Below are 7,229 nucleotides of genomic sequence, written 5' to 3' on the forward strand. Positions count from 1 at the left end.
CGGCGTGCGCGGCGCGGACGCCGCGGCGCGGGTCGCCAGGGTCGCCCGCAACGCGTTGCCCGGTGCCGGTGACCACTGGCGCTCCGGCGCCCGCACCCACCTGGCCGTACGCCCGCTGGAGCGGGACCTCGCACGGCGCGCGGGCGGCACCGGGCAACTGGCCCGCCGGCTGGCCGAGGCGCTGGAGGAGCATCCCGACGTCGTCGTCGCCTACTGGGACCAGGGCCTGGCCCGCCTGGTCGTGACCGCGACCGGTGAGGCGGCCGCCGACCGGGTCCTGGACCACGCGGCCGACCTCGCCGAACGGCACGGACTCGTCCTGGCCGGCGAGGACGCGGAGGAGACCACGCACCCGGCCGACCCCGCCGGGGTTCGTGCCGCGGTGGCCACGCTCGCCGCCGACGGCGTCGGGATCGCCGTCGCCCTGACCGCGTACGCGCTGCGGCTGCCGCCCTCGCCCCGGATGGTGACCGCGGCCGTCACCCTGCTGCGGGAGAACCCGCGCTTCCGCGGCCGGCTGCGCGCCCGGCTCGGCGACACCCCCATGGACCTCGCGCTGGCCTGCGCGAACGCCGTCGCGCACGGCGCCGGGCAGACACCCACGTCACTCGTGCTCGACGGCGCCCTGCGGGCCTGCCAGGTGGCCGAGACGGTCGCCCGCTCGGCCGCTTTCGACGCGGTGCACGACCAGCTGTCCGCCCCCGGCCGGCCCAGCATCCCCGCCGGGGGAGCGCCGCGCCCGCCGCTGCACGTCTCACCGGCCCAGGAGTACGCCGCCCACGCCTCCGCCGGCAGTGTGCTGGGCGCCGCGGCCACCCTGCTGGTCAAGCACGACGCCGCCGAGGCGGCGGAAGCGGTGCTCGCCGGCTCCCCGAAGGCCGCCCGCTACGGCCCCGCCGCCTTCCACGCCGTGCTCAGCGCCGCGCTGGCCCGCACGGGCGTGCTCGTCCGCGATCCCAGGCGGCTGCGCCAGCTGGAGATGACCAGGGCGGTCGTCCTGCACTCGGGCGCGCTGCGCACGGAGGACGGCCAGGCCGACGCGTGGGCCGAGCCCGTGCTCGACGCGGCCCGCCGCGCGGGACTCCGGGTCGTCCTCGTGGACGATCCCGCCCTGGAGGACTTCGCCGGCCTGGCCGACCAGCTCGTCGACGCCCGCCGGCCGCTGGACGACGTGGTGCACGAAGCGCGCGGCGACGAGGGCGGCGTGCTGGTGGTCGCCCGGGTGGGCGGGGCCGGCGACCGTGACGTCCTGGCCGCCCTGCGCGCCGCGGACGTCGCCGTCGCCCTGACCGACCGGGACGGCGCGGCCGTCTGGGGCGCCGACATCCTGGCCCTGCACGGCCTGCCCGACGTGTGGCGGGTCCTCACCGCGATCCCGGCCGCCCGCACGGTCGGCCACCGGGCGCAGACCCTGGCCCGCTCCGGTGCCGCGCTGTCCGGGCTGCTCGTTGCCGTCGGCGAGTCCGGCGGTGGCCGGGGCCGCCGGTCCGTGCTGCCCGGGCTCCGGCACGCGCCGGTCGACGCCGGTGCCGCCTGGGCACTGCTGTCCGGGGTACGGGCGGCGGTCGGCGTGGCCGTCGCACGCGCCCCGCATCCGCGGCCCCGGGTCCACTGGCACGAACTGGACCCGGACCAGGCCCGGGAGCGGCTGGCGCACGAACCGGAGGCCGACACCGGCCTGTTCGAATCGCTGACCGACCGGATGCGCACGACGGCCGAGGGCGTCACCCGGCACCCGGCCGCGGCGCCCGCCCGCTGGACCTACCGGCTCGGCCGGGCCGTGCGCGGGGAGCTGCAGGACCCGCTCACCCCAGTGCTGGCGGTGGGCTCGGCAGCGTCGGCGATCCTCGGCTCCGTCGTGGACGCGCTGCTCGTCGTCGGCGCACTCGACCTGAACGCCCTGGTCGGCGGCGTCCAGCGGCTGCGGGCGGAGCGGGCGCTGTCCGGGCTGGTCGCGGAGCAGAAGCAGAAGGCACGCCTGGTGCCGGCCGCGGAGGACGAGGCACCGTACTCCTCGTCGGAGGGGGCCCGCACCGTGGAGGCGGGCCGGCTCCGGCCGGGCCATGTGATCCAGCTGAAGGCGGACGACGTGGTGCCCGCCGACGCCCGGCTGCTGTGGCAGGACGGCCTGGAGGTGGACGAGTCCGCCCTCACCGGTGAGTCGCTGCCGGTGGAGAAGCAGACGGACCCCACTCCGCACGCCCTGGTGGCCGACCGCAGCTGCATGGTCTTCGAGGGGACGACCGTGGTGGCGGGCGAGGCCCGGGCCGTCGTGGTCGACATCGGGGACCGCACGGAAGCCGCCCGCGCCGTCCACCTCGCCGCCCGGACACCCCCGGCGGCCGGTGTGCAGGCCAGGCTCCAGGAACTCACCCGCAAGGCCCTGCCGTTGACACTCGCGGGCGGTGCCGCGGTGACCGGTCTGGCGCTGCTGCGCGGCACACCGATCCGTGAGGCGGTCAGCGGCGGGGTGGCGGTGGCCGTGGCCGCCGTACCGGAAGGACTGCCGCTGGTCGCGACGGTCGCGCAGCTGGCGGCGGCCCGGCGGCTGAGCCGGGGCGGCGTCCTCGTGCGCACCCCGCGCACGCTGGAGGCACTGGGCCGGATGGACACCATCTGCTTCGACAAGACCGGCACGCTCACCGAGAACCGGCTGCGGCTGGTGCGCACCGCCGACGCCGGGGGCACCGTGCACGCAGTGGACGACGCCGGCTCCGAGGAGACGATCCGGGCCGCCGCGCGGGCCTGCCCGCAGCTGAACAGCGGCTCCGACCGGCCGGTGCACGCCACCGACGAGGCCGTCCTCGACGCCGCCGGCCCCGATCCGGACTGGACCCAGCTGGCGGAACTGCCGTTCGAGGCGGCGCGCGGATACGCCGCCGCCGTCGGCCGCAGCGGGGACGGCCCGGCCGTGCTCGTCGTCAAGGGCGCCCCGGAAACGGTGCTGCCGGCCTGCTCCGGGCTGCCGGGGCACGCCTCCGACACCGCGCACGGGCTCGCGGGCGCCGGTCTGCGGGTGCTGGCGGTGGCCGAACGGCGGCTCGACGAGGGTGAGCAGGAGCAGGAGGCTCTCGAACGGGCTCTGTCACGGCTGGAGTTCACGGGTCTGCTGGCGCTGTCCGACGTACCGCGTGAGACCTCCACCGCGCTGGTGCACGGGCTGAACGGGGCGGGCGTACGGCCCGTCATGCTCACCGGCGACCATCCGCAGACCGCACGGGCCATCGCCGCCGACCTGGGCTGGCCCGAGGACACCGTGGTGGTCACCGGCGACGAACTGGCCGCCGCGGACCGCGTGTCCCGGGCCCGGATGCTGCGCGACGCGGGCGTGGTCGCCCGGGTGGCGCCCGAGCAGAAGCTCCAGGTCGTGGAGGCGCTGCGGGACGCGGGCCGGGTGGTCGGCATGGTCGGCGACGGCGCCAACGACGCCGCGGCCATCCGCGCCGCCGACATCGGCGTCGGTATCAACGCGCGCGGCTCGGCCGCCGCCCGCAACGCCGCCGACATCGTGCTGACCGACGACGACCTGACGGTGCTGATCGAGGCGGTCGGCGAGGGCCGCGCCCTGTGGCACAGCGTGGCCGACGCCATCGCCATCCTGATCGGCGGCAACGCGGGCGAGATCGGATTCGGCATCCTCGGCACGCTGCTGTCCGGGCGGGCGCCGCTGTCCACCCGGCAGATGCTCATGGTGAACCTGTTCACCGACCTGTTCCCGTCGATGGCGGTGGCCGTGACGGAGAAGGAGGGCGAGGCGGACCTCACCAACGTGGAGGAGGCCGCCGGGGTGCTGGGCGAGCCCCTGCTGCGGCAGATCCGGCACCGGGCGCTGACCACCTGCCTGGGTGCGCTCACGGCCTGGCTCATCGGCCGCTTCACCCCGGGCACCGCCCGCCGCTCCAGCACGATGGCGCTGTGCGGGGTGGTGGGCACCCAGCTGGTGCAGACCCTGCTGGACCGGCGCGACAGCCGGCTGGTGCAGATCACCTCCCTGGGCTCGGCCCTCGCGCTGGTCGCCGCGGTGCAGACCCCGGGCGTCAGCCGGCTCTTCGGCTGCACCCCGCTCGGGCCGGTCGCCTGGGCCGGCGTCGTGGCCGCGATCGCGCTGGCCCTGGCGGGCCAGCGGACGCTGCCCCGCCTGGAGGAGACGATCGGCCGCCTGCTGCCGACGTGACGGGGTGCGGGCGGGCCGGATTCAGACCGAGCGGTGGTACTGGTCCGGGATCCGGACCTCGCTGCCCAGCTCCCGTGCCGCCTGCCGGGCCCAGGACGGGTTGCGCAGCAGCTCGCGGCCGAGCAGGACCGCGTCGGCCTCGCCGTTCGCAAGGATCTTCTGCGCCTGCCCGGCCTCGGTGATCAGGCCGACGGCGCCGACCGCCAGCGGGGTCTCGGCCTTCACCCGGGCGGCGAACGGCACCTGGTAGCCCGGCCCGGCCGGGATGCGGACCCCGGCCGCGTTCCCGCCGGTGGAGACGTCGAGGAGGTCCACGCCGTGGGCGTGCAGATCGCGGGCGAAGCGGACCGTGTCGTCCGGGGTCCAGCCGCCCTCGTCCAGCCAGTCGGTCGCGGAGATCCGGAAGAACACGGGCTTGTCCGCGGGCCACACCGCGCGTACGGCGTCCACGACCTCCAGGGCGAACCGGGTGCGGTTCTCGTACGAGCCGCCGTAGGCGTCGGTGCGGTGGTTGGAGTGCGGGGAGAGGAACTCGTTGATCAGATAGCCGTGGGCGCCGTGGACCTCGACGACCTCGAAGCCCGCGGCGAGCGCCCGTCGTGCGGCGGCGGCGAACCGCTCCGTGATCCCGGCGATCTGGTCGGGCGTCAACTCGGCCGGCACCGGGTGGCGTTCGTCGAACGCCACGGCGCTCGGGCCGAGCGGCTGCCAGCCGTACGCCTCGGGTCCGACGGGCGCGCCGCCCTTCCACGGCCGGTCGGTGGACGCCTTGCGGCCACCGTGGCTGAGCTGGATTCCCGGCACGGTCCCCTGAGCGGTCAGGAAACGGGTGATCCTGCGGAACGTCTCCAGCTGAGTGTCGTTCCACAGGCCGAGGTCGTACGGGGAGATCCGGCCCTCGGGAGCGACCGCGGTGGCCTCCGTCAGGATCAGGCCCGTGCCGCCGGTGGCCCGCGCCGCGTAGTGCGCGAAGTGCCAGTCGTGCGGGGCGCCCGCGAGCGGGCCCTCCGGTTCGGCCGAGTACTGGCACATCGGGGTCATCCACACCCGGTTCGGGATGGTCACTTCGCGCAGGGTGATGGGCTCGAAGAGCGCGCTCACGACGGACTCCATTCGTCACGGACCGCTGGTCGCCTTGTACGGTACTCCTCGTACTACGAGAGATGTCAAACTACGACACCTCTCGTACTATGGGGACCGACGAAGCACTCCCGTGACGAAGGGCCAGCCGCCGTGACCGACATCGCCACCACCGGCCGCGCGCTGCCGCACCCCGCGCGGGAGCAGATCCGGCTGGAGTCCGTGCTGCACGCGCTCGCCGATCCGATACGACTCGAGATCGTGCGCGAACTCGCGGCCAGAGAAGTCGACCTGTCCTGCTCCCAGTTCGACCTGCCGGTCACCAAGTCGACCACCACGCACCACTTCCGGGTGCTGCGGGAAAGCGGGGTCATCCGGCAGGTCTACCGCGGCACGGCCAAGATGAACGGTCTGCGCCGCGGCGACCTGGAAGGTCTCTTTCCGGGTCTGCTCGACAGCCTACTGGCCGCCGCCGACCGGCAGGCCGCCCGGCTCGGCCGGAACGGCTGACCCGGCCGCCACCCCGGCTGAACCGCCCTTGCCCGGAAGGTGGTTGAAGAGCAGGTTCAGGACGATCGCCGTCAGGCAGCCCGCGCTGATACCGCTGTTCATCACTGTCCGGAACCAGTCCGGGAAACCCTCGTACACCGTGGGCACGCCCACCGGCAGCAGGCCGACCGCCACCGAGACGGCCACCACGGTCAGGTTGTCGTTGCCCCTGAAGTCGACCCGGGCCAGCGTCCGCAGCCCGCTCGCCGCGACCGTCCCGAACATCACCAGACCGGCCCCGCCGAGCACCGGCGCCGGGACCGCCGCGACCACCGCGCCCAGCTTGGGCAGCAGACCGAGCAGCACCAGTATCCCGCCGGCCGCCGCGACCACCCAGCGGCTGCGCACCCGGGTCATGCCCACCAGGCCCACGTTCTGCGCGTACGCCGTGTAGGGGAAGGTGTTGAACACCCCGCCCAGCACGGTCGACAGGCCGTCCGCGCGCAACCCGTCGGCCAGCGGGCGCGGTGCGACCGGGCGCCCGGTCAGCTCGCCGACGGCGATCAGGTCACCGGTCGTCTCGGTCATGCTGACCAAGGCCACGACCAGCATGGAGACGATCGCGGACCCCCGGAACTCCGGCGCCCCGAAATGGAACGGCGTACTGACGCCCAGCCAGTCGGCCTGCCCCACCCCGTCGAAGTCGGTGAACCCCCACGGCACGGCGACCGCGAGGCCGACCGCGATCCCGAGGAGCACGGCGATCCGCGACAGGAAGGGCGGCGCGAACCGCTGCACGCCGAGCACCACCGCCAGGACGAAGCCCGCCAGGGCGAGGTTCCGCGGCTCCCCGAAGTCCTTCGCGCCGGCACCGCCCGCCGCCCAGTCGCCCGCGACCGGCAGCAGCGACAGCCCGATGATCAGGATGACCGTGCCGGTCACCAAGGGCGGAAAGAAGCGGAGCAGCCGGCCGAAGAGCGGCGCGAGCAGCATGATCGCCAGCCCGGCGACGATCACGGAGCCGTAGATCGCGGGCAGCCCGCCCTGCGTCGTCCCGATCAGCACCATGGGCGACACGGCCGCGAAGGTGCAGCCCTGCATGACCGGCAGCCGCACCCCGAACCGCCAGAACCCGACGCACTGGATCAGCGTGGCGATCCCGCACACCAGCAGATCCGCGGTGATCAGGTACGCGAGGTCGGCGGCCGACAGCTTCATGGCACCGCCCACGATCAGCGGCACCGCGACGGCGCCGGCGTACATCGCGAGCACGTGTTGCAGCCCGAAGGCGGCCAGCTGCCGGGCCGGCGGGACCTCGTCGACGGGGTGCACGTCCGCGGTCGTGTCCATGGGAACTCCATCAGCGGCGGGTGGGGTGGAATCCGAACAGGACGAGACCGTATGGGCCTTGAACAGTTTGTTGATTTCCGGACTGTTGCCGGTGTGTGTCCCGCCCCCGTGGGTCCCGCCCCGCCCGCCGTACGCC

The 7,229-nt window shown here is 74.9% G+C and carries 4 protein-coding genes; 2 read left to right on the forward strand and 2 right to left on the reverse strand.

Annotated features, from left to right (window positions below; genetic code table 11):
- Positions 1–4,174 (forward strand): cation-translocating P-type ATPase (locus tag GT045_RS00790; RefSeq protein WP_237538242.1); only part of this gene is annotated, 4,174 nt, incomplete at its 5' end.
- A 21-nt stretch (positions 4,175–4,195) separates the two neighbouring features.
- Here the strand turns inward: GT045_RS00790 and GT045_RS00795 are convergent.
- Positions 4,196–5,275 (reverse strand): NADH:flavin oxidoreductase/NADH oxidase, encoded by a 1,080-nt coding sequence (locus GT045_RS00795; protein ID WP_161332966.1) that lies wholly within the window; start codon positions 5,273–5,275, stop codon positions 4,196–4,198.
- A gap of 132 nt (positions 5,276–5,407) precedes the next feature.
- Here GT045_RS00795 and GT045_RS00800 point away from each other — a divergent pair, with 132 nt between their 5' ends.
- Positions 5,408–5,764: a helix-turn-helix domain-containing protein gene (locus GT045_RS00800; protein ID WP_161290379.1), complete on the forward strand. Its 357-nt coding sequence runs from the start codon at positions 5,408–5,410 to the stop codon at positions 5,762–5,764.
- On the opposite strand, the gene GT045_RS00805 is transcribed toward GT045_RS00800, so the two are convergent.
- The gene (locus tag GT045_RS00805; protein WP_161332967.1) at positions 5,714–7,093 is read right to left on the reverse strand and encodes a nucleobase:cation symporter-2 family protein; all 1,380 of its coding nucleotides are present in this window, start codon (positions 7,091–7,093) and stop codon (positions 5,714–5,716) included. The genes GT045_RS00800 and GT045_RS00805 overlap by 51 nt on opposite strands.
- Positions 7,094–7,229 lie beyond the last annotated feature (136 nt).

The organism is Streptomyces sp. SID486, assembly GCF_009865385.1.
Taxonomy (GTDB): Bacteria; Actinomycetota; Actinomycetes; order Streptomycetales; family Streptomycetaceae; genus Streptomyces.

Bases quoted from the DNA above. Each gene is read 5' to 3' on its own strand.
- GT045_RS00805 (WP_161332967.1), bottom strand. From the start codon at position 7,093: ATGGACACGACCGCGGACGTGCACCCCGTCGACGAGGTCCCGCCGGCC.